Origin of the sequence: Runella defluvii, from assembly GCF_014195535.1 — a bacterium.
GTDB lineage: Bacteria > Bacteroidota > Bacteroidia > Cytophagales > Spirosomataceae > Runella > Runella defluvii.
The window spans coordinates 43,050-67,184 of record NZ_JACIBY010000003.1; the positions used below are offsets into that span (position 1 = coordinate 43,050).

The 24,135-nt window shown below is 44.5% G+C and carries 18 protein-coding genes; all 18 read left to right on the forward strand.

Going from position 1 to position 24,135, the window contains the following annotated elements:
• Positions 1–83 precede the first annotated feature (83 nt).
• Positions 84–2,057 (forward strand): tetratricopeptide repeat-containing sensor histidine kinase, encoded by a 1,974-nt coding sequence (locus FHS57_RS07785; RefSeq protein ID WP_183972307.1) that lies wholly within the window; start codon positions 84–86, stop codon positions 2,055–2,057.
• Positions 2,054–2,668: a response regulator gene (locus FHS57_RS07790; protein WP_183972308.1), complete on the forward strand. Its 615-nt coding sequence runs from the start codon at positions 2,054–2,056 to the stop codon at positions 2,666–2,668. Before FHS57_RS07785 ends, FHS57_RS07790 begins: the two co-directional genes overlap by 4 nt.
• 187 nt (positions 2,669–2,855) lie before the next feature.
• Positions 2,856–3,641, forward strand: coding sequence for a crotonase/enoyl-CoA hydratase family protein (locus FHS57_RS07795; protein ID WP_183972309.1), 786 nt, complete (start codon positions 2,856–2,858; stop codon positions 3,639–3,641).
• Complete coding sequence (locus FHS57_RS07800) at positions 3,638–5,440, forward strand: feruloyl-CoA synthase (RefSeq protein WP_229601283.1); 1,803 nt, start codon at positions 3,638–3,640, stop codon at positions 5,438–5,440. The genes FHS57_RS07795 and FHS57_RS07800 overlap by 4 nt, the downstream gene beginning before the upstream one ends.
• 40 nt (positions 5,441–5,480) lie before the next feature.
• The gene (locus FHS57_RS07805) at positions 5,481–6,248 is read left to right on the forward strand and encodes a 3-hydroxyacyl-CoA dehydrogenase (protein WP_183972310.1); all 768 of its coding nucleotides are present in this window, start codon (positions 5,481–5,483) and stop codon (positions 6,246–6,248) included.
• Positions 6,249–6,320: 72 nt separating this feature from the next.
• Positions 6,321–7,427 carry a 5-methyltetrahydropteroyltriglutamate--homocysteine S-methyltransferase gene (locus FHS57_RS07810; protein WP_183972311.1) on the forward strand — a complete coding sequence of 369 codons (1,107 nt, stop codon included), beginning with the start codon at positions 6,321–6,323 and terminating at the stop codon, positions 7,425–7,427.
• Between the two features lie 101 nt (positions 7,428–7,528).
• Entirely contained in the window at positions 7,529–8,404 is an 876-nt protein-coding gene (locus FHS57_RS07815) for an amidohydrolase family protein (RefSeq protein ID WP_183972312.1), read from the forward strand.
• A 103-nt stretch (positions 8,405–8,507) separates the two neighbouring features.
• Positions 8,508–9,626 (forward strand): alpha/beta hydrolase, encoded by a 1,119-nt coding sequence (locus tag FHS57_RS07820; RefSeq protein WP_183972313.1) that lies wholly within the window; start codon positions 8,508–8,510, stop codon positions 9,624–9,626.
• 99 nt (positions 9,627–9,725) lie between these two features.
• Positions 9,726–10,985 (forward strand): MFS transporter, encoded by a 1,260-nt coding sequence (locus tag FHS57_RS07825; protein ID WP_229601284.1) that lies wholly within the window; start codon positions 9,726–9,728, stop codon positions 10,983–10,985.
• 11 nt (positions 10,986–10,996) lie between these two features.
• On the forward strand, positions 10,997–11,992 hold the full coding sequence (locus FHS57_RS07830; protein ID WP_183972315.1) for a zinc-dependent alcohol dehydrogenase: 996 nt from the start codon (positions 10,997–10,999) through the stop codon (positions 11,990–11,992).
• Between the two features lie 275 nt (positions 11,993–12,267).
• On the forward strand, positions 12,268–14,565 hold the full coding sequence (locus tag FHS57_RS07835; RefSeq protein WP_183972316.1) for a glycoside hydrolase family 3 protein: 2,298 nt from the start codon (positions 12,268–12,270) through the stop codon (positions 14,563–14,565).
• Between the two features lie 427 nt (positions 14,566–14,992).
• The gene (locus FHS57_RS07840) at positions 14,993–15,967 is read left to right on the forward strand and encodes a sensor histidine kinase (protein WP_221225570.1); all 975 of its coding nucleotides are present in this window, start codon (positions 14,993–14,995) and stop codon (positions 15,965–15,967) included.
• Positions 15,964–16,719 carry a LytR/AlgR family response regulator transcription factor gene (locus FHS57_RS07845; RefSeq protein WP_183972317.1) on the forward strand — a complete coding sequence of 252 codons (756 nt, stop codon included), beginning with the start codon at positions 15,964–15,966 and terminating at the stop codon, positions 16,717–16,719. Before FHS57_RS07840 ends, FHS57_RS07845 begins: the two co-directional genes overlap by 4 nt.
• A gap of 114 nt (positions 16,720–16,833) precedes the next feature.
• Positions 16,834–18,234 carry a DUF3500 domain-containing protein gene (locus FHS57_RS07850; RefSeq protein WP_183972318.1) on the forward strand — a complete coding sequence of 467 codons (1,401 nt, stop codon included), beginning with the start codon at positions 16,834–16,836 and terminating at the stop codon, positions 18,232–18,234.
• The gene (locus tag FHS57_RS07855) at positions 18,176–19,450 is read left to right on the forward strand and encodes a HupE/UreJ family protein (protein ID WP_229601285.1); all 1,275 of its coding nucleotides are present in this window, start codon (positions 18,176–18,178) and stop codon (positions 19,448–19,450) included. Before FHS57_RS07850 ends, FHS57_RS07855 begins: the two co-directional genes overlap by 59 nt.
• Before the next feature lie 121 nt (positions 19,451–19,571).
• A complete protein-coding gene (locus FHS57_RS07860; RefSeq protein WP_183972319.1) occupies positions 19,572–21,818 on the forward strand; it encodes a TonB-dependent receptor in 2,247 nt (748 codons plus the stop codon).
• 19 nt (positions 21,819–21,837) lie between these two features.
• Complete coding sequence (locus FHS57_RS07865) at positions 21,838–22,245, forward strand: Dabb family protein (RefSeq protein ID WP_221225571.1); 408 nt, start codon at positions 21,838–21,840, stop codon at positions 22,243–22,245.
• Positions 22,246–22,342: 97 nt separating this feature from the next.
• The gene (locus tag FHS57_RS07870; RefSeq protein WP_183972321.1) at positions 22,343–24,094 is read left to right on the forward strand and encodes an ABC transporter ATP-binding protein; all 1,752 of its coding nucleotides are present in this window, start codon (positions 22,343–22,345) and stop codon (positions 24,092–24,094) included.
• Positions 24,095–24,135 lie beyond the last annotated feature (41 nt).

Genomic DNA, 24,135 nt, shown 5'->3' on the forward strand with positions numbered 1-24,135 from the left:
GAAAAAATGTTTTTTCTCCACCAAAAGGGGGAATTTTGTTTGGTAGGTAATGCCTAATTTTGAGCAGCATAAGATGCATCCATATGAAACAGATTTTGTCGGATTTACACAGAGTTTTACTAGCTTTGATTTTGTTAAATAATATAGCAAATGCCCAAACGGGTGATTTAAAGCCACTTTTGGAAAAGTTGAAAGCGTCGAAGCCCGATACCAATAAAGTACGTTTGCTCAATAAAATTGGCGACGAATATGCTTACAACGACATCAAAACCGCTCGCCAATATTATAAAGATGCCTATGAGTTGAGTAAAAAACTGGATTATTTGAGAGGAATCATTCGGTACTTTTCGAGCGAAGGCGAGTTGCTCAATATAGAAGGCAAATACGACCAAACCATGTTGCTTCTGCGTGAAGGAGTGAAGCTGAGTATCGACCGTAAAGACCGTATGCGCGAGGGGATAATGTACGAAAACATGGGGAACACATTCCAAGAAATGCAACGGCTCGATTCGGCCGCCACGTATTATTTCAAAGCTTTACCCATATTTGAGGGATTTCAAGACAGTTTGAAAATGGCCAATGTGTACAGCGATTTAGCTAATGTTTTTACGCAAACAGATAAACAAGAAAGAGCATTAAGTTACATCAATCGAGCTGTTGAAATCAGTAAAAAATTGGAAGATGGGTATTATTTGAGCCATTTGGTCAATAAAGAAAATATTTTGTGGAAACTCAAACGAAGAAATGAGGCCGAAAAGGTCAATAATCAAATCATTGCTTTGGCTCGAAAACTAAATGATGTGGTTGATATGGCAGATGCCTTGCAAAATCAATGCAATCATGACGTAGAAAGGAAGCACTACGAAAAATTGCTGAATCATGCTCAAGAACTGGCAAAACTGAATCCTCAACTGCAATCTGCTGAGCGAACCACTTTGGCAGATTATTGGCTTTCGGTGGCGTACTATTTCAATCGAAACTACCCAAAATCGTATAATTATATTAATGAAGCCGTAATAAAAGCAGAGAAACTGCAAAACACGGAGCACTTACAGCAGTATTATACTCACTATGCTAAAGTGATTTTAGCTTATAAAAACGACCCTATTTTAGCCGAAAAATTCAATAATTTGTCGGATTCACTTCGAGAAGTAAGTTTCAACAAAAACATTTTAAAAACCACCAAAGAGCTCGAAACCAAATATGAAACCGATAAAAAGGAGAGGTCGATTCAGCAACTTTCGATAGAAAACCTAAACAAAAAACGACAGATTAGCCTCCTTATTTTTTCTGTCATTTTGCTTTCGGTAGCGCTGATTTTCTTTTGGCTTTGGATGCAAAACCGTAATCGTATTCGTAAGCAGGAGCAAATCCTACACGAACAAAAGCTCAAGCAACTCGAAAACGAAAAGCAGCTTATGGCCAGCCGAGCAGTTTTGCAAGGGCAAGACGAAGAACGAAGCCGCTTGGCAAAAGACTTACACGATGGCTTGGGTGGAATATTATCAAGCGTAAAATATTCATTTCAAAACATGAAACAGTCATTCATTTTACAATATGAACATGCTTTGGCCTTTGAGCGTAGTATGAATCTACTCGACGAATCGCTAGCAGAATTGCGCCGTGTTTCGCACAATATGATGCCTGAGAGCTTGGCGAAATTGGGGTTAGAAGACGCCCTAAAAAATTACATTCAAACCTTGGACGAAAACTCAGAAATCAATTTTACGTACCAAAGCTTTGGGTTAGAGGATGTGGAGCTCGAAAATATCTACAAAACGACGATATTTAGGGTGATTCAAGAGCTAACAACCAATATCATACGGCACTCAAATGCCAAGGAGGCTTTGGTACAGGTAATGGTAAAGGATAATCAAATTAATATTACGATTGAGGACGATGGTGTTGGGTTTGAACCGCAACAAGTAAATAAACAACCAAGCATGGGTGTACAAAATCTGTACAATCGAATCGACTACTTGAAAGGAAAAGTTGATTTGCAAACGGGCTTGGGTAGTGGTTGTTCGTATTATATTGAAATACCGTTGACGAAATGATTGAAATATATTTGGTAGAAGACCATCCATTGGTTACAGAAGGTATCAAAGCCATTTTCGAAAAAGAAAGTGGGATGAATTGCACCCAAAGTTTTGAACTGGGTAACGATTTACTGGCGAGATTGCCATTTCACCAGCCTAATGTCATTGTGATGGATATTAATCTGCCTGACGTTAACGGTATTGACCTTTGTAAAATGGTTAAAGAAAAATACCCACGGATTTATATCATTGCGCTGAGCATTAATAATGAGAAAGGAATCATTAAGAAAATGATGGAAAACGGAGCTAGTGGCTATATTTTGAAAGACGCAGCCAAATATGAAATTGTCGATGCCGTAAAAACTGTCCTTCAACGGAAAACCTATTTTAGTGTATCCGCTTCGAATACCCTCAAAAAACCTGATGAACGAAAAATTCCTGCGCTGACTCGCCGAGAAAAAGAGATATTAATCAAAATTGCGGATGGGTTAACAAATCAGCAAATAGCTGAATTACTGTTTGTTGATGTTAGTACGGTGAATAGCCACCGAAAAAACATGCTTTCCAAGTACGATGTGCAAAACACGGCTCAATTGATAAAATTGGCGATTACTGAAAAGCTGATATGAGTTTTTTTGCAACCATATAAGACATATAAGGCCATATAAGTTGTTTTCTTATAATCTCTTATATGACTTATATGGTTGCAAAATTAAAAAATGATTGATATTGCGCACTAATGCCCACATTTTTCCTATTTTAACTTCTTTTTATTATTCAATTTTGTGTTGAAATAAATCAATTCAAAATTGAATAATGATTGACTTCCCATCTCCCTCAGAATTTCTTAAAATAACCGTACTCGAAAGCACCCTTTTGGTAGGACTCAATCGACCCGAGAAACGGAATGCTTTCAACGATGCCCTGCTGCTAGACTTAGAAAAAGTAATGGATGCGTTACCTGCTTCCATTCGGTGCATGGTTATTTATGGCGAAGGGAAACATTTTTCCGCAGGGCTTGATTTATCCGAATTAACAGAAAGAAATGCTTCAGAAGGAGTGTATCATTCCCGTATGTGGCATCGGGTGTTGGACAAGGTGCAGTATGGCCGAGTGCCCGTGATTGCAGCCTTGCACGGTGCCGTGGTAGGCGGAGGCTTGGAACTTGCGAGTGCTTGTCATATTAGAGTTGCGGATGCTACAACCATGTATGCCTTGCCTGAGGGACAGCGGGGGATATTTGTTGGGGGAGGGGCGTCGGTGCGTGTACCCAAACTGATTGGATTGGCACGTATGACCGACATGATGTTCACAGGGCGGGTGTATAAAGCCGAGGAAGGCGAGCGAATTGGACTTGCTCAATATTTAGTAGAAACAGGAAAAAGCCTAGAAAAAGCCCTTGAACTGGCAGAAAAAGTCGCTTCCAACGCAGGAATGACCAATTTTGCCTTGGTACAGGTGCTGCCAAGAATTGTGGATGCTTCGCCAGAACAAGGGCTGCTGATGGAATCACTGATGGCTGCCATTGCCCAAAGTGCCCCCGAAGCCAAAGAAAGATTGCGTGATTTTTTGGAAGGACGAGCTAAAAAAGTGGGGGAATGATGCTTTTCAAAAACGTTCATTTTGGCCCTACTCAAACTCAAAAAAACGTTCATCCAGACGGCACAATTGAGTTTGAGCTTTTGGCACCCTTAGAAGAATATCCTGTAAAACTAACGGAGAAATTGCGCTATTGGGCGATGGAAAAACCTGAGTCGGTCTTCATCGCAAGGCGAAACGAAGACGGAATTTGGGTAAAATTGACCTATGCCGAAACCCTCCAAAAAGTGGAGCGAATAGCGCAGTACTTACTGAATTTAGAACTTTCGGAAGAAAAAACCTTGGTGATTTTGTCTGAAAATAGCCTTGAACATGCACTTTTGGCCTTAGCAGCCGTCCATATAGGAATTCCTTATTCGCCAATTTCTCCCCCTTATTCGTTGGTGTCGGATGATTCGGGAAAACTCCGTCATACGCTCCAATTGATGACCCCAGGGCTGATTTTTGCTCAAAACGGACGAATTTATGCCAAGGCTTTGGAGTTGGCAGAGGCTCTTTTTTCTGAGGCTACTTTTGTGACAGCCGATGGGGGTAAAGGAGTTGATTTTGCACAGATGCTTTCCATTGAACCAACTTCTCAAGTTGAGGAAGCTTTTGAAAAGGTAAATGCTGATACTGTAGCTAAAGTTCTTTTTACCTCAGGGTCAACGGGCTTGCCCAAAGGGGTGATTAATACCCAACGAATGTGGTGCGCCAATTTGCAGCAGATAACGCAGGCATTTCCTTTTTTGAAAACCGAACCGCCCGTGTTTATTGATTGGCTACCGTGGAACCATACATTTGGAGGAAATCATAATTTTGGATTGGCTCTCTACAACGGAGGGACACTGTATATTGACGATGGAAAACCAACGCCCCAGGGTATCGAAACGACGGTTCAAAACCTTCGGGAAATTTCCCCAACGGCCTATTTCAACGTGCCAAAAGGGTTTGAAATGTTGATCCCATATTTTGATCGTGAGCCTCAGCTTCGAGAGACCTTTTTTAAGAAGTTACAAATTCTGTTTTATGCGGGGGCTTCGCTGGCACAGCCTGTTTGGAACCGTTGGGAGGAATTGGCCGTCGAAAACACGGGCGAAATAGTCCCTATCATTACGGGATTGGGCTGTACCGAATCGGGGCCTTCGGCGATGTTTGCCAATTGGGGAGGAAGTTTCTCGGGCTTGTTGGGCGTACCCGTCGCAGGGATGAAAGTGAAATTAGTACCCGATGGCGACAAACTAGAGGCTCGCTACAAAGCCCCCAACGTAACGCCAGGATATTGGCGAAATCCCGAAGTGACAGCGAAGTCTTTTGACGAAGAGGGGTATTACAAAACGGGGGATGCCGTCAAATTTTTAGACGAAAATAATCCCGATAAAGGACTCATTTTTGACGGACGCATCGCCGAGGATTTCAAGCTCTCGACGGGAACGTGGGTGAATGTGGGTGTCTTAAAAGCAAAGGTGTTGACGGCAGGCTCGCCTATTGTTCAGGACGTGGTTCTGACAGGGTTGGACAAAGAGTACGTAGGGGCGATTTTGTTCTTAAACGTCGAAGCTTGCCGAGTTCATGCAGGTTTAGAATCCGAAACGAGCCACGAAAAGGTGTTTACACATTTTAAAGTGATAAACTACTTGGATGAAATGCTGGTACAGCTTGAAAATCAGGCAACTGGTAGTGCAAGTCGGGTGGCAAAATACATCGTTGCGCTAGAACCACCTTCCATTGATTTAGGAGAAATTACGGATAAAGGCTCGCTGAATCAGCGTGCAGTTTTGAAATATAGAGCTAACTTGGTGGAAAAATTGTACGGCCTTTAGGGGCTTTTAACTTTAAATTTCCCCATTGGGGCAGGGAGCTATGAACATACAACAAAAAACTTTTCTCGTAACAGGTGGTGCTTCGGGACTTGGACTGGCAACGGCCAAAATGATTGTCGAAAATGGTGGAAATGCCGTATTACTCGACGTAAATGAGGAAGCAGGACAAAAAGCTGAAGAACAACTAGGTGGCAGTGCTCGCTTTGTGAAAACGGACGTCAGCAACGAAGAACACGTACAAGTGGCCATTGAATTGGCTATTACGACTTTCGGAAGTATTAATGGAGTAGCGAACTGCGCGGGGATTGGTCCAGCCCAGCGGGTCGTAGGAAAAAACGGACCACATACACTTGATCTATTTTCAAAAGTTATTCAAATCAACCTAGTTGGCACCTTCAATGTCATCCGATTGGCGGCGGCGGCGATGCAACAAAACGAACCTGGCGAAAGCGGTGAGCGGGGAGTCATTATCAATACGGCTTCCGTCGCTGCTTTCGATGGGCAAATCGGGCAAGCAGCGTATTCGGCTTCCAAGGGTGGCATTGTCGGAATGACTTTGCCCATTGCCCGTGAGTTTGCCAAAATGGGCATTCGCGTGATGACCATTGCGCCAGGAATTTTTGAAACGCCACTGTTGATGGGAATGCCCGACGATGTAAAAGCTTCATTGGGGCAACAAGTGCCGTTCCCGTCGCGGTTGGGACAGCCGCACGAGTATGCGGCTTTGGCAAAACACATTATTGAAAATCAAATGCTTAACGGAGAGGTGATTCGCCTCGACGGTGCCATCCGTATGGCAGCGAAATAACAAGCCCCCTTCCCCCAACGGGGGCTATTTTCAACAAAAAACTCCCCCATTGGGGGCGGGGGCTTTACTACTATGAACCCTCCTTTCAGAGCCGACCACGTCGGTAGTTTGTTGCGTACGCCAGCAGTAAAAGAAAACCGCTTAAAGTGGAAAAAAGGCGAAATCTCGGCCGAAGAACTCCGTGCTATTGAAGATGCAGGGATTGCCGAAACCGTAAAAAAATTGGAAGCGACGGGGATGAAAGCCATCACCGATGGCGAATTTCGTCGGGATTATTTTCACCTCGATTTTTTGAAAGAACTAGACGGTGTTACTGTAACGGGTGGAATTGAAGCCAATCCAAACGCCAAAGTAGCCGAAGATGGTTTTACCCCGCCAAAGTTGAGTGTCACGGGCAAATTGAAGCACGTTAGAGACATCCAAGTGGCGGATTTTAACTACCTTAAATCGGTCGTAAGTCAGACGCCAAAAGTATCCATCCCTTCACCAACGATGGTGCATTTTCGCGGTGGACGCAAATCCATTGACATCAATTCGTATCCAGATATGGACGAATTCTTCCATGATTTGTCAGTGGCCTATCGCCAAGAAATCGACCATTTGTACAAAGCAGGTTTGCGGTATTTGCAGTTGGATGATACAAACTTGGCATACCTCTGCGACCCCAAAATGCGGGCAGCGGCCGTCGAACGTGGTGAAGACCCGAACGAACTACCGCGAACCTATGCGGCTTTGATTAATTCGGTGATTGATGACCGCCCCAAAGACCTCACCGTTGGGATTCACCTTTGCCGTGGTAATTATCGCAGTACATGGTTTGCCGAAGGAGGCTATGAGCCTGTGGCCGATATTTTATTTAATAGTATCAACGTGGACGCCTATTTCTTGGAGTACGACGACGAGCGTTCGGGCGATTTTGCCCCGTTGCGTTTTGTTCCCAAAGATAAAATGGTGGTGCTCGGCATCATTTCTTCCAAAGTAAAAGCCCTGGAAAGCATTGATGACCTTGCCAAACGCATCGACGAAGCGGCGCAATACATGCCGTTGGAGCAGATGTGCGTGAGTCCACAGTGTGGTTTTTCATCGACCCACCACGGCAATGACATGACCCACGACGACCAATGGCGTAAAATGGAACTGGTCGTAAACACTGCCATCAAAGTGTGGGGGACGGCGTAGAAAGTGTAGTTTTAGTGATTTGATTCACTAAATAGTATGATTTTTTGTGAATCAAATCACTAAATAGTATGAAAAGAAAGCACATTAGGTAAAGCATCACAATGATAGACATCGAAAAAGTAATAGCCATCGACGTACATACGCACGCCGAAGTGTCGTGTTGTCAGCCGCACGACGATTACCGACCAGAATTGGACGAGGCGTTTGCCAAGTATTTTAAGTCCGATAAACGTCCCACCATTCAGGAAACGGCTGATTTTTATCGGGATAATAATCTAGCGTTTGTGATGTTTACGGTTGATTCAGAGCATAATGTGGGCAAACGGCGCATTCCAAATGTAGAAGTGGCCGAATGTGCCTTAAAAAATGACGATGTAATGATTGCTTTTGCGAGTATCGACCCGCACAAAGGGCGTATGGGTGCTCGCGAAGCCCGCGATTTAATCGAAAATTACGGGGTTAAAGGCTTTAAATTTCACCCAACGGTGCAGGGCTTTTATCCGCAAGATAAAATGGCGTACCATTTGTACGAAGTGATTGCCGAATATAAACTCCCCATGCTTTTTCACAGCGGTCATTCAGGCTTTGGGAGTGGCGTGCGTGGAGGTGGAGGGCTTCGATTAGAATATTCAAACCCCATGCACCTCGACGACGTGGCCATTGATTTTCCTGATTGTCCCATTATCATTGCCCATCCGAGCTGGCCTTGGCAAGACGAAGCCTTGTCGGTAGCCATGCACAAACCCAATGTGTATATCGACTTGAGCGGTTGGTCGCCCAAATATTTCCCCAAACAACTCATTCAGTACGCCAATACGTTATTGAAAGACCGAATGTTGTTCGGAACAGATTTTCCATTGATTACGCCCGAACGTTGGATGAAAGACTTTGCAGAAGCGGGTTTTAAAGAAGAAGTAAAGCCGTTGATTTTGAAAGAAAATGCGATTAAAATGTTGGGGTTGAAACCAATCAAATAAACAGGACATAGAGTAGCACAAAGTTTGACACGGAGTTCCACAGAAGAGATGGAGCTTTGAGAAAAACTCAGTGCTACTCCGTGTCCCAAAAAGTACTTGCCAAATGAAAAAACTATTCCTGCCTTTACTACTTCTATCTGGAGTGTTGGGGGCCCAAAACGTCTCCAAAATCGACTCAGGTGCCATTGACGGGGCGCGTTACCGCATTCTTTTTCCCGAAAATTGGAAAGGAAAACTCGTCATGTACGCCCACGGCTACGAATTTATGGGTTCAAAGCCGCGCCAAAGTCAAGACCCTGCTTGGCTCAAGCGAATGACTCCTTTTTTGGAACGGGGCTATGCCGTAGCCGCTTCGGATTATAAAATTCAGGGGTTGGCGTTGGTGCAAGGAGTGGACGATACCGAAGCTTTGCGCCAGTATTTTGTCAAAACGTACGGACAACCTGATTCCACCTTTATGGCGGGGCATTCGATGGGAGGAGGAATTACGTTAGCGACCCTCGAAAATTTTGGTCAAAACTACCAAGGCGGGTTGCCCATGTGCCCGTTGGCGGGAAGAATTTACCTCCAAACCCGCAAGGAGTTTGATATGTTTGCGACGTTCAACGGCCTTTTTCCTGGCATTGCGACCTCATTGCACGAGATTTTTGATGTCTCAAAATCGAAGGAGCCTATGCCCATGTTTGCGGCATTTCGAAAAGCAGCCATCATGAAAAAAGCCATTTTTGCTAAGGATTCATTACTTGCCGTGGAATTTGCCAAACACTTTGACATGAAGCCCGACGACCTTGCCTTTGCGTTGGCATTTGGTGAGGGAGTTTTGCGGGACGTTGCTCAAAAAGCAGGAGGAAATCCGTACGACAATACCAATACCGTTTATGGCCGTTTTCCTAATGCGCTAGAAGTCAATCAAAAAGCTGAACGATTAGCAGCTACCGTTAGTCAGAATACGTTATTTGATAAATACGACCGCACGGGCAACATCAACAAACCTGCGTTGGCATTGCATACCATGTACGACCAGTTGATTCCTGCCGATTTGGCGATTGCGAGTTACGAAAATATGCTTCAAAAACAGGGAAAACAGGCTTATTTTACCGTAAAATATACCAATGGACAAGGCCATTGCAATTTTACCGATAAGCAAACGGGACAAGCGTTTGACGAGTTAAGAGCTTGGGTGAAATCAGGGCAAAAAGCAAAAGCGGGCTTTGTGGAGTAGCGTTATTTGTTAATCATTACTGAATTATCAGTGATTGATATTCAGAGGTTTTTGGCCTAATTATGTATGAACCCAAATCAGGAACTTTTATTACGCCCTATGTCACGTTTTCAGTGGCTGATGGTAGCGATTTGTTTTATTTTAAATTTCAATGATGGCATCGACGTACTGATTGTCTCCTTTTCCAGCACCGAAATCATCAAAGAATGGGGACTTTCCAAGGTCGAAATGGGCTATATTTTCAGTGCGGGCTTGGCGGGGATGACGTTAGGCTGTTTTTTGATTGCACCCTTGGCCGACAAACACGGACGCCGACGAATTTTCCTCATTTCAGTTGGGATGATTACGATTGGTATGTTTGGGGTTGGTTTTGGGCATCAATATAACTTGATGCTCCTGTTTCGCTTCATAACGGGGCTGGGCATTGGCGGTATTTTACCTACCATGGCGGCAACCGCTGCCGAGTTTTCTAATCAAAAATACCGAGATTTCAACGTAGGATTAGTACAAGCAGGCTGGCCGATTGGGGCAATCTTGACGGGGCTTTTTTGTGCAAAATACATTCCTGTGTACGGCTGGCATACGGCCTTTTTGGTGGCAGGGGGCATTTCATTGCTGATGTGGTTATTGGTGTATTTTTACATGACCGATTCCATTGACTACATGCTACAAAATCCAACTACGGATACGTTACCTTCCGTTAATCGACTGCTGAAACGAATGGGGCTTCCGAACTTAGAAGCGCTGCCTGTTGTCGTCAAAAATCAAGAAAACGTGGGTGTAAAAGCGTTGTTTTTGCCTCATTATAAGGATAGTACCATCAAAGTGTGGGTGGCGGCATTCTTTGGTTTTCTAACACTTTATACCCTGATGAGTTGGGTGCCGACCATCGCCAAAGATTCAGGTTTGCCGTTTGAATTGGCAACTTGGGTGGGAATTATGCTCAACATTGGGGCCGCTTTTGGGTCGGCCTCGGTAGGTGGGATTGGTAGCCGATTGGGACTTCGTCAAACCATCTTGATGTTTATGCTAATCGCCTTTGGGGTAATGCAAGTCTATGCGTTTTCAACCCTTACGACGGGGTTGATTTTTGGTTTGGTACTCCTGATTGGCTTTTTTGTGCAAGGTGGTTTCAACGGCATTTGGCCAACGCTATCCCGCCTCTACGACACTCACCTTCGCGCCACAGGTGTCGGATATACCGTTGGAATAGGCCGAGTAGGTGCCATTTTGGGGCCACTTCTTTTTGGCTATTTTTCCGACGCTGGCATGAGCATTAATGCCTTGTTTGTGGCATTTTCTATTCCATTGCTGGTCATGGGTGGGTGTATTTGGTCTATAAAGTCTGATAAGCTATAATTGAAATACAAATGCAAGCAGCATTTTTAGAAGAACCGAGAAAAATTGTTCATCGCGCCATTGATACTCCCGAGCCCAAAGCGGGTGAGGTTCGGATAAAACTCACCAACGTAGGGATTTGTGGGTCTGACGTTCATTTGTTTATGGGGCATCGAACGCTAGCCAAACCTACCGTAATTGGGCACGAGGGGCTGGGATATATTGATAAAATTGGAGAAAAAGTGGAGGGCAGACAAGTAGGAGAACGGGTGGTAGTGGAACCCAACATTCCGTGCCATCGATGTAGATACTGCCAAAGTGGACGAGGAAATATTTGTGTCAATAAGCGGGTTGTTGGACTACTTGAACATGGTTGTTTTGCCGAATATGTGTGCATTCCTTCGGAGTTTGCGTGGGCCGTTCCCGACGATATTTCAGACCTTGACGCCGTTTGTATTGAGCCCATGGCCGTGGGGGTTCACGCCTTGTTTACTTCTTCTGCTAAGCCAGGCGATGCCATTGCCATTATCGGGTTAGGAGCGATAGGATTGTTGCTTAATCATTTAGCACTTCGATTGGGTTATCGGGTTCTGGTTACTGAAATTAACCCACAAAAATTACAAAAAGCTACGCAAGAGGGGGCAATTCCTATCAATGGTAATGCCGAAAAATTGCTTTCGATGTGGGTTGAAAATGAGGTAGTTGCGGTATTTGAATGTGCAGGTTCGGCTGCTACAGCGACGTTGGCGGCGTCGGCAGCACCGCGTGGTTCGGAAGTGGTGTTGGTGGGGTTATCAGAACGCCCTGCGGAGTTTACACCTCTACGGATAGCGCGCGAAGGAATTACGTTTGTCCCTTCGATTATATACCATCATCCCACTGATTTTAAACGAACTATCCGATTGATTCAGCGAAAAGTGGTTACTCCCAGCAACATCATTTCAAGTTTTGCTCCGCTGAATGAACTCCAAAAAGCGTTGGAAAAAGCTGCTAGCGGGGACGAAAGCAAGATTGTAGTAACCGTGTGACCGTGCTGAGGGTTTCTCATAGCTCGATAAGTTAGTGTCGAATGTAGAGTGCAGAGTGTCGAATTCTCGTGCAAAGGGTTTCTCAAAACCCGATTTTATCGTGCAGAGGGTTGCTTACAACCCGACTTTTTAGTAGAATAAACTCGTCGAGCCGATTGCCCCATCTGCCGATTCTTCCCCCCGAATCATGGATTTACCAACTACAAAATTGTGCTTTTTGGAGAATATAAACTATCATTGTATCGAAATGATACATTCAAATTGACCTAACAACAATGAATAAAATTACCCTTTCAGGTTGCTTATTTTTAGGCATCATTACCACTGCTTTTACCCAACAAAAATGGACTGAAACTACACAAGGCGGAGTAACGATTGTAAAAAATCAGGGTGGTCAAACCCTTGGTTATTCCCCAATGTCTGGGGTAAAGCTGTTGACAGTTAATGGCTTTGCTTTTAAAGATTTAAACAAAAACGGTAAGCTAGATGCTTACGAAGACTGGCGGTTATCCTACGCCGAACGGGCCAAAGATTTGGCCTCAAAATTGACCGTAGAGCAAATCGCTGGATTGATGCTGTACTCTTCGCATCAGTCGATTCCTGCCCGCGCTGGTGGGTATTTTTCGGGGACGTACAACGGAAAGCCGTTTAAAACGGGAGAAACTGACCCAACGGACCTGACCGACCAGCAAAAGAAATTTTTGGCCGACGATAACCTCCGACACGTGTTGATTACGACCGTTCAAAGTCCTGAAATTGCGGCCAAATGGAACAACAAAATGCAGGCGTTTTGTGAAAGTGTCGGACTGGGTATTCCTGCCAACAACAGTTCTGACCCGCGCCATGGTACGCGTTCGCGTGCTGAGTACGACGCGGCATCGGGAGGTGAGATTTCGATGTGGCCAAGTTCGTTAGGAATGGCAGCTACATTTGACCCCATGCTGGTTGAAAAATTCGGCAAAATCGCGGCGGCTGAATACCGCGCTTTGGGTATCACCACCGCACTTTCGCCCCAAGTTGATATTGCTACCGAGCCTCGCTGGTCGCGTTTCAATGGTACTTTTGGCGAAAGTCCGCTACTTTCTGCTGCTTTGGGACAAGCCTACTGTGAAGGTTTTCAGTCGGCCGATTGGGGCTTGATGAGCGTCAATGCCATGGTAAAGCACTGGCCAGGAGGCGGTTCGGGCGAGGCGGGTAGAGATGCCCACTACGCCAATGGAAAATTTGCGGTGTATCCTGGCAATAATTTCGACGCCCATTTGATACCGTTTACCGAGGGAGCGTTTAAGTTGAAAGGAAAAACCAAAATGGCGTCGGCGGTCATGCCTTACTACACCATCTCGTGGAACCAAGACAAGAAAAACCACGAGAACGTGGCCAATAATTACAATAAATACCTCATTACGGACTTGCTTCGTACCAAATACGGCTACGACGGCGTGGTGTGTACCGACTGGAATGTAACCAAACTGCACACGTCGATGGACTCGTTTATGGACGGAAAATCGTGGGGTGTTGAAAACCTAACGTTGGCCGAACTACACTATAAAGCCTTGATGGCGGGGGTTGATCAATATGGGGGCGTCAATGATATGAAACCTATTTTGGACGCGTATCAATTGGGCATAAAAGAACACGGGGAGGCCAAAATCAGGGCACGGATGGAGCAATCGGCAGTGCGTTTGTTGAAAAATATACTCCAAGTGGGGGTGTTCGAAAACCCTTATCTAAACCCAGAAGAGACGAAAGCAACAGTCGGTAAGCCTGAGTTTATGAAAGCAGGCTACGAAGCACAATTGAAGTCAATTGTGTTGTTGAAAAACCACGGACAAGCCTTGCCGATTACCTCCAAAAAGACAGTGTACGTACCCAAACGTTTTGTGGCCGCAAGCCGCAATTTCTTAGGAATGGAAACGCCCGCTTCAGAAGATTATCCTGTGAATATGGAGATAGTCAAAAAGTACTTTAATGTCACCGATAATGCCGACGAGGCCGATTTTGCCCTTGTTTTTATCGAAAATCCAAAGGCAAACATTGGGTATGACAAAGAAGATGTAACCAAAGGAGGAAATGGCTACATCCCCATTAGTTTGCAGTACAATGACTATACGGCTACCGATGCCCGCGAAGTGAGTATTGCGGGAGGCGATGCGTTAGAAAACTTTACGAATCGTTCGTACAAGGGAAAAACGGTAAAAACGCCCAACAACACTGATATGAAATTGGTACAAGATACCAAAACGAAGATGAAAGGAAAACCTGTGATTGTGTCGGTAAATACTACCAATCCGATGTTGTTTTCGGAGATTGAGCCTGCGGCAAGTGCCATCTTGTTGAGTTTTGGAGTGCAAGACCAAGCCATCATTGAAACCATTGCGGGCAAATCAGAGCCGTCGGCGTTGTTGCCAATGCAAATGCCGTTGGACATGAAGACCGTCGAAAAACAGGCAGAAGACGTTCCGTACGATTTGACTTGCCACAAAGATACCGATGGAAACGTCTATAATTTTGGTTTTGGATTAAATTGGAAAGGGGTAATGAAAGATACCCGCGTGACGAAGTTTAGAAAATAGCCCTTCGTGCACCTTCGTGCCAAGGGTTGCTCACAACCCGCTTGAAGTGTGTAGCGGGTTGCTCAACAACCCGCCCAATACGAAAAAGTAAAAAGCAAACGATTTTACAAAAAGCGTTCAGTACCTTGTTTAAAAAGGAGTATAACGCAGATTAAAATTCAACGCGGATTGGCGCAGATAAGCTCATTAGCCGAATTAATCACCCAAAATCTGCGGTTATCTGCGGTTTTAGAATCAGCGTAAATCTGCGGGTAAATTATAAAGAAACTTAATAAACAACGTATTCCGTTTGAAATGAATTTCAGGCTGAACGCTTTTTGCCTATTAGATTCACTGGCCATTTTTTCCTTTTCACGTTTATTTACCTTCGTGGTTTGAATAAGAAATGACACATTTCAGTTATTAGCGTAAAGCTTGATATTTCACAATGACGAAAAAAAGATTTGTGTGGGGAATCGCCTTGTTTGTGGCATCGTTTGTCAATTTCCCCATCGTTTTTATCAACCTTCCTCGATTGAACCGTCCCATTGTTCAATTGGATATTTTTTTGCAGGTAGCGTTCAGTGTTGCCTTTGCAATGGGTTTTATTCAATGGATTTATGAAGCAACGAAGAAAAACGAAGGGCTAACTAAGCAGTGGGTAGGAGCGGGGGCTATACTAGTGGCATATAGTGTTGGGTTGACATTAGCCAATTATTTTATCATTGGTTTGCCCCTCAAAACGGGAGGGACGGTCGTGGTTCGCGGCGTATTGATGGCAATTATTGCTTACTTTTTTAGCCGTTTTATGACCGAAGCGGAGAAAAAAAATGAGGTTTTGCTGGAAAACGAACAGCTTAAACACGAAAATGTATTGGTTCAACTTAACTCCCTTAAAAACCAACTCAACCCGCATTTTTTGTTTAATTCTCTCAATACCCTCAGCTGGCTTATCAACGAAGACAAAGCCAAAAGTCAGCGTTATTTACAGAAACTTTCGCAAGTACTTCGGTATTCGTTGACGATGCAAGAGCAGTCGCTGGTGAGCCTCAAAGAAGAAATGGATTTGGTGGATAGCTACATTTTTCTCTTACAAATGCGGTTTGGTGATAACCTCAAAATTTGTAAGAACGTGGATGAGCAGGCTTCCGTCAAAATCCCACCTCTTTCGATTCAACTTTTGATTGAAAATGCCATCAAACACAACGTCATTTCGTCGGCGTTGCCCTTGAGTATTTTTGTTGATTATCAGTCGGATAGTAAGAGTTTGTTGGTGCGAAATTCGTTGAATCTGAGGCCAAATTCGGCGGGGACGGGTATTGGGCTAGCTAACCTCAACCAACGGTTTAAATTGTTGACTCACCGTGAAATCGAAATCAAACAAGGGGAGGAATTTTGTGTTGTTTTACCATTAATACCATGAAGATAGTCATTGTGGAAGATGAGCCAGCGGCGGCAAGTCAATTGAAGTTTTTGTTACGAGAAATAGGCGTGGAAGACCCCGTCGAAATTGTCATTGAAAGCGTAGAAGAAGGTATCAAATGGTTTACGTCCCATCCCAGTCCCGACTTAGTTTTCTCGGACATTCAGCTAGCCGATGGAATTTCGTTTGACATCTATGAGCAAGTGCAGCTCAACACGCCTATCATTTTTACGACGGCCTTTGATGAATACGCCATTCGGGCATTTAAGCACAACAGTGTAGATTATTTGTTGAAACCTATCGACGAAGACTCGTTGCGTTTTTCGATTGAGAAGTTTCAAAACCAGCAGTTGATGCAACAAGAACGCCTGAACGAACTGATTCAGAAGCAAGTGTTTATGCCCAAAGCCTATCGCAAAAGCTTTTTAGTAAAATTTAGAGATAAGCTCTTGCCCATTAAGACCGAAGAATTTGCTTACTTTTTTATTGACAATGGACTGGTGTACGGTCAATTGTATGACGGACGTAAACTGGTGGTTGACTTTAAATTGGAGGATTTGGAAGGGCAGCTTGACCCCGCAGAATTTACCCGCGCCAATCGTCAATACATTCTCTCGCGGGAAAGTATAATCGAAATTGAATCGCACTTTAATAGCCGAGTCAACGTAAAAGTTCAACCCGAAGCGAGTTTTTCGATTATCATCAGCAAAGAAAAAGTGACGCCTTTTAAGCGATGGTTTGAACAAAATTAAAGAACGACGATTCACCTCCATTTTTTTCCTTTTCACTTCCAAACCACCCATTTTTTTCAACATAGATTCCAAAACTTGCGTCTAACTAATTGAAACCAAATTCAATAAGTTAGTATGAAAATCAATCATTTTCTCGCAAGTGTATTTGTAGGAACAATTGTACTGTTGATTGCCTGCAATAAGTCAACTGATGACCCGACACCTACGACTTCAACGGCGACGGTTACTACCCTTACCTGTGCTTCGGTGACTTTCTCAGGAACGCCACAAGCCAACGCGGCTTTTACTGGAACGGCCACCGTGCCCTATACGGGTGGCAATGGCGTGGCATATTCGGCAGGTTCGGGAATTGCCTCTACGGGCGTCACGGGCTTGACCGCCACGTTAGCAGCAGGAACTTTGGCGTCGGGGGCAGGTTCAGTGACCTATGCCATTTCAGGAACTCCTTCAGCCAGCGGGACGGCTGCTTTTGCCATTTCATTAGGTGGCCAATCGTGTACGTTGTCGCTTACAGTATCGGCTGCAAGTTCGTCGTCGGGCACAGGTACGGTATGGTCAATGGAGACCAATATTGCGGCGATTGTGGTAGCTTCTGAGGCGTTTAAAGCTACTTTGACCTCTTCGCAGGTGGCCTCGGCACAATATACCTACACCGTCGCGCAGGCCAAACTTTGGAGTAATTTGCCCCAATCGTTGTACAAAGGACGTGTTGGGTTGGCGTCAAGTACGTTTTCAACTGCGCAATGGACGGCCTTTTACAACTTAGTGAAAGCAGCCACGGGAACAGGTGCCAACGAAGGCAGCGAAGAATATGCAGGGATTATTGATGCAGATGATTACCTAAGAGCCAACGGAGGCGATAGTGGCTATGGTTCAGGTAATTACTACATTGGGTTTTTAGGAACGCCAAGCACAACGGGTTTGTGGTGTTTGCAAATCGGAGGACACCACGGAACCATCATTTATACCTACAGTGGCGGCAAAATGACTGGAGGAACGCCATCGTTCCGCTCAACAGAACCCTACCCAACTTGGACATCGACCAATACTGGAAAAACAGTACAGCCTTTGGTGCAAGAAACAGCAGCATTTGCTAATTTTATGAAAAGCCTAAGTACGACCGAACTAGCCACGGCAAAACGTTCGGCGGCGCAAAATGATTTGATTGTTGGCCCTCAAAAAGATGGTAGTTTCCCGACCACAAAAACGGGGGTAAAGGCTGGAAACTTGACCACCGCTCAGAAAGATTTATTGTTGGCCGCGATTAAAACCTACGTCGATGATTTGGATGATAAAGCGGCTGCGGCGGTATTAGCCAAATACAAATCGGAGTTAGACGAAACCTATGTTTCTTACTACGGAGGTATAACCATGGCAGCCCAAGGTGATTATTTGTTGATAGATGGCCCAAGTGTATGGATTGAATGGTCGATGCAAAGTGGAATTATCATCAAAAATGGCGTTCACCCTCACTCAGTTTGGAGAGATAGAAAATCAGATTATGGTGGCAACTAAAGCGTGGGTCAGGGGGCTATTACTATTCGTATTTTTGTTCCCCCAATGGGGGGCAGGGGGGTATCTCTTTGCCCATCCCATGCCCAGTTCTATGGTCGTATTGAACATTCACGAAAAGCACATTTCAGGTGAGGTTTTGTTGCCTTTAAGCGAGCTTCAATCGGCCATTGGAATGAGTGTCAGCGACCATTCCGAGCGCCTGGTAGAGCGTTTGGGGGACTCGCTTCGGAGGTATTTAGTGAAACATATCCGTCCCAAGAGTTTTGAGGGAATGCCGTGGAAGGTTACGGTGGGGGAGATGCAGCTATTGGAAAGTAACGACCCCATCGTAGGAATGTACAAAGAGTTGGTCGTTCAGTTTGACATGGTGCCTCCGTCTGGCTACGACTTGCGCAATTTTTTCTTTGATTATGATGTCATCTTGCACCAAGTGGCAAGCCACAAAGCCCTAATCCACGTCAAGCAAGATTGGGCGCAAGGGTTGGTGCGGGAAGATACCCTGACCCAACAGATTGGGGTCATTGAGTGGGATGTGGTCAATAACAAACTGAATCCGTTTTTGGTAAGTTTACAACAAGGAAGCCGCTGGAAAGGATTTACCAACATGGTGCATTTGGGCATCGACCACATCGCCGAAGGCACTGACCACCTTTTGTTTGTTCTGACGCTTCTTTTTCCTGCGATGCTGGTTGTTTCGGAGGGTCGTTGGCGCAAAAGCTTGGAGTTGAAAGCCAGTTTATTGAACCTTCTGAAAATTATCACGGCGTTTACCGTTGGGCATTCGCTGACTCTACTCATTGGGGCGCTTCAATGGTTGCATTTTCCTGCGAAGCCCATTGAAGTGCTTATCGCGATTACGATTTTGGTGTCGGCGTTTCATGCGTTGAAACCGATTTATCCTAAACGTGAAGTCATCATTGCAGGTTTGTTTGGCTTGGTTCATGGGTTGGCCTTTGCCGAAACCCTTACTAATCTTGATTTATCAACCACCCAAATGGTACTGAGTATTTTAGGGTTTAACGTAGGCATCGAACTAATGCAATTGACCCTCCTCGCTGTGGCATTTCCCCTGTTGTTTTTATTGGCCAAAACCTCCTTTTACGGCCCTATACGTACCGCAGGAGCAGTGATGATGATGTTGTTGGCATTGGCCTGGATGGTAGAACGAATACAGGAAAGTCCCAATTTTGTGACCGAATGGTTGGCTCGTTTGTAGAGTTGGGTCATAACTAGCATTGTTTTTAGAAAATGTTTTCTAAAAACAATGCTAGTTATAAAAAGTAACATCTTCAGTCGCTAACTTTGCCGAACGTATTTACAAACACTATTTCAAATTCATGAAAAAATTTATTTCCACACTATTCATTCTTCATTTAAGTATGTATGTTGCCTTCGCCCACCTTGGAAGCGTGGTCGGGAGGGTCATTGATAAATCGACCAAACAACCGATTGTAGGAGCTACCATCGTGGTGGCGGATTCTAAAAAAGGAGCAACGACGGATGCGACAGGTTTTTTTCAAATCAACAATTTAGAACCCAATACGTATCGAATTGAGGTGTCGTTTGTGGGGTATTCGGCTCAAAATCAGCTAGTAATAGTAAAAGAAGATGAGAGTGTAAACCTAGAGTTTGGACTGTCAGAATCGCAAGTTCAATTGAGTGAAGTAAAGGTTTCGGCCTCGAATCCGCAGCACCAACAAGTGATTTCAAGCCTTGACATTAAAACACGTCCCATCAACAATTCCCAAGAAGTGCTTCGGATTGTGCCTGGGCTGGTCATTGGTCAACACGCGGGCGGAGGCAAAGCCGAACAAATCTTCTTGCGCGGATTTGACATCGACCACGGAACGGATATTCGTCTGACGGTGGACGGCGTACCCATCAACATGGTGTCGCACGCGCACGGCCAAGGGTATGCCGATGCGCACTTTATCATTCCCGAATTGATTGAAGGGGTGGATTTTAAAAAGGGACTATACGACACCGACAAAGGAAATTTTGCCACGGCGGGCTGGGCTAATTTTCGTACTAAAACAACCTTGGAACACAGTTTTGCCAAAGCCGAAGTAGGGCAGTTTAATACTTATCGGTTGGTGTCGGGGGTTAATGTGCTGAAAACAAAGCAACACAATGTTTATCTTGCGGGTGAATACAACTACTCGGATGCGTATTTTGAAGCTCCTCAGAATTTCAACCGAATCAATTTGTTGGGAAAATACCACGGGCATTTAACCCAAAATACCAACCTGACGCTGACGGCTTCGACTTTTTGGAGCAAGTGGAATGCTTCGGGGCAAATCCCTGACCGCTCAGTGGCCGATGGCTCCATTGGTTTTTATGGGGCAATTGACCCCAACGAAGGGGGTGAGACCAGCCGTACCAACGTCAACGCGGAATTGGTGACATTGACCAAGCGCAACCACGTCTGGAAGAATCAATTCTTTTACTCGAACTACAATTTTGAACTGTATTCTAACTTTACCTTTTTCTTGGTTGACCCCGTAAATGGTGACCAAATTCGCCAAAAGGAAGGTAGAAATTTGTGGGGTTATAACTCCAATTATTCAATAGGTCATGCCATTGGCGACAAACAAGCAACTTTTAACACGGGTCTTAATTACCGCCACGACCTTACCAACGGTTCGGAATTGTCGCGGACCAAAGACCGCACGCAATTATTGGAAGCCATCAAATTGGGCGATGTCAACGAAGCCAATGTAGGCGTGTATGTGGACGAAACCATCCAATTAAGCCCACGTTTGTCGGCGACGGCAGGGGTTCGTTTTGATTATTTTAACAACCAATACCTCGACAAACTCCAAAATAATACGAAATTTAAAGCCAATGCGGCCATCGTTTCGCCCAAATTGAACGTATATTATACCTATAACCCCAATGTGCAGTTGTACGTCAACCTCGGCAAAGGTTTTCATTCCAACGACACCCGCGCGGTGGTGGCTCAAAACGGCTTAGAAATTTTGCCAGCCGCTTACGGTTCTGATTTAGGGGCAATTTGGAAGCCATTCCCGCGAATGCTCCTTAACGCCTCGTACTGGTACTTGTGGCTCAACCAAGAGTTTGTCTATGTGGGTGATGCGGGGGTAGTGGAGCCTTCGGGCAAGTCGGTGCGCAAAGGCGTGGACGTGTCGATGCGCTATCAATTATCGAAAAAATTGTTCTTTGATTTGGATGCCAATTGGGCCAAACCACGCGCCGTAGGCGAAGCCGAAGGACAGAATTATCTGCCCTTGGCCGTCAATTTTACGAGTGTAGGTGGATTAACTTTAAAAACAGAACAAGGTTTTAGTGGCAGTTTACGTTATCGTTATATAGGCAACCGACCTGCAAATGAGGACAATAGCATTGTGGCCAAGGGCTACTTTGTGACGGATGCCTTGGTGAATTATTCCAAAAATCGTTTTTCAGTAGGTTTATCGGTGCAAAATATGTTCAATACCCAATGGAAAGAAACCCAATTTGCGACCGAAAGCCGCCTTCAGAACGAAACGGAGCCTGTGGAAGAAATCCACTTTACCCCAGGAACGCCATTTAATGCCAAGTTGAGCATTAGTTGGCAGTTTTGAGTTTCTTTTGTTCTAACCCATGTTTTACTCTACTCTAATGAAACCGTCTCGTTTTCAAGTGGTTGCTTTTGCTTTAAGCTTAGCACTGCTGCTCGGCCTGTACGGATTTGCTTCGTATCAGCAATCCGAAAAACTGTACAAACATGCAGTAACGGTGACGTTCAAGTCAGGAACGTCTGACACGCAAATCGGCGTGGTTGATCAATCTTTTAAAGGATTAGCTAAATTAAAAATGGTTCGGTCGTACGAATGGGGCGTCGTGGACGATGCCAAAGACCCCGCCCACGTAAAGCATGTCTATGTTTTTACGTTTGGAGATAAGAAGGACTTACCTCTTTACGGTGCTTCTCCCGAACACCAAGCCCACATGAAAGTAGGCGCTGACTACATTGAAGCAGTAAGTGCGGTGCAGTATTTTCAGCAATAAAAAATTTAGTAATACAAAGAGCGGCTACTTCAATTAGATGAATAGCCGCTCTTTTTGTTTTTAGGAACATAATGGACTAGGTTGGTGTTTTGCTCCCATGGATATACTTTACCGCTACCTCCGACCTTATTGGAAACTTATTTTTGTGGCCTTGACATTGGCCGCTATCAACCAAATCTTCTCCCTGCTCGATCCCTACATTTACCGCTTGGTTATCGATCGTTATGCGTCGCACATCAAGGATTTCAACGAAAGCGATTATATATGGGGTGTTTTAAAATACGTTGGGATGGCCGTTGGGGCCGCAATGGTTTCACGGATTGCCAAAAATTTTCAAGATTATTTTATTAGTGTGATTACCCAGCGCGTCGGTACGCAGATTTATACGGACGGGATTAAACACTCGTTGGCGTTGCCTTATCAAGTGTTTGAAGACCAACGAAGTGGTCAAACGTTGGGGGTGTTGCAAAAAGTCAAAACCGATACCGAACGCATGATTACGTCGGTCGTGAACGTCGTTTTTCAATCAGTGATTGGTATTACGTTTGTGATTTTTTACGCCCTGAGCGTGTATTGGCCCATTGCGCCCGTTTATTTTTTGACCATCCCCATCATTGCGTGGTTGAGCTCAGTGTTGAGTAAACGCATCAAGAAAATTCAAACCAAAATTGTGGCCGAAACAACCGCTTTGGCGGGAAGTACGACAGAATCGTTACGAAATATTGAGTTGGTAAAAAGTTTGGGACTGACCGACCAAGAAGTAAAGCGTTTGAATGGAAATACTGAAAAAATTCTGGCATTAGAACTCCGTAAAGTAAAATTTGTTCGGACGCTTGGGTTTGTTCAAGGGACAACTATTAATTTTCTGCGAAGTTGTATTGTTGCGCTGATGCTTTGGCTTATCTTTAAAGAAGTGTTGACGATTGGGCAATATTTTTCACTCTTATTGTATTCATTTTTTATATTTGGCCCACTTCAAGAGTTGGGAAATGTGATACAATTGTACCGAGAAGCAGAGGTGTCTTTGAATAATTTTCGTGAAATTTTGAGTCGTCCCATTGAAGCTAAACCTGCCAAACCTGCCACGCTGACAAAAATTGGAAAAATTGATTTTCAAGGCGTTTCATTTAAACATTTGACCGCTTCGAGAACGGCTTTACAAGATGTTAGTTTTGAGGTTAAAAAAGGAGAAACAATTGCTTTTGCGGGGCCTTCGGGAAGTGGTAAAACTACGCTCATAAAACTCTTAGTGGGCTTGTATGATCCCGAGCAAGGGCACATTAAATACAACGGAATAGATAGCCGAGAAATTGACAAAGATGAGTTGCGTGAGCAAATAGGGTTTGTGGCACAAGATGCTCAGTTATTTTCAGGTACAATCCGCGAAAATCTTCAGTTTGTAAAGCCATCTGCTACCGATGCCGATTGTTTAGATGTATTGAAAAAAGCAGCGGCCTATTCGCTTTTAAACCGTGCTGATAATGGCTTAGATACCGTGATTGGAGAAGGGGGAATGAAAGTGTCGGGCGGAGAAAAACAACGTTTGTCTATTGCGCGGGCCTTGTTAAGAAACCCCAATTTGTTGATTTTTGATGAAGCTACGTCAGCTTTAGATTCGTTGACAGAAGAAGAAATCACGCAAACAATTCGTGATTTATCGAATAATGAGCAGCATATTACCGTTCTTATTGCCCACCGTTTGAGCACAATTATGCACGCTGACCGAATTTTTGTTCTTGAAAAAGGAAAGATGGTAGAAGCGGGAAATCACGACGATTTGTTGGCTCAAAAAGGGCTTTATTACGCCATGTGGCGTCAGCAAGTTGGAGAAAGTGAAACGATTGGGTAACGATTTGGATATTCGTTCGCTTGAAAATGAAAACAAACAAA